This is a genomic window from Vibrio sp. OPT46 (assembly GCF_015163535.1).
Classification (GTDB): Bacteria; Pseudomonadota; Gammaproteobacteria; order Enterobacterales; family Vibrionaceae; genus Vibrio; species Vibrio alginolyticus.
On sequence record NZ_JADDYG010000011.1, the window covers coordinates 1 to 590 of the forward strand.

The following is a 590-nucleotide window of genomic DNA, read 5'->3' on the forward strand; positions in this document are numbered from 1 at the left end:
ACCTAAATACTCCCTTCCAGCCTGAATCATTCTCAATAATGAGAACAGCTTTCACTGATCCTTTCTTATAATTTCATCGCTTCCCACAACATTTGAAGGAAGCAGCAAGAAGTTAAGTGCAGTCATTTTTAATCAGGAATAACAGGAAATGGAGTAATCGTTATGACTCTAAACAAAACAGGGCTTGCTTTAGCAATGTCAGCAATTTTATTTAGTGGCTCTCTAATCGCGAATGAGATCGATGATGGAGACGACAACATGCAATGGACTGACAGCGCTAATACCGATATCGGTTTATCTGGCAGCTTCAATGATAACAGTGACAATAGCGCATCTCTCGGTGTTGGTGATAGCTTCAACGACAACAGCGATAATAGTGCGTCACTAGGTATTGGTCATAGCTTCAACGACAACAGCGACACTGACAACAGTGCAACTCTTGGTGTTGATGACAGCTTTAATAACAACAGCGACAACTCAAACTCGAGCACTAACACAGCTCAAAGCCACAACGACAATAGTACGTCTAACGCTAACGACAACAGTACCAGTGCTGATCTTGATGTGAGCCTAAATAGTGATAGTAGTGA

General features: G+C 41.7%; 1 pseudogene. It reads left to right on the plus strand.

Features of this window, described 5'->3' with window-relative positions:
• Window positions 1–162 precede the first annotated feature (162 nt).
• A pseudogene (locus IQR33_RS01785) lies at window positions 163–590 on the plus strand (dentin sialophosphoprotein); the annotation flags it as partial.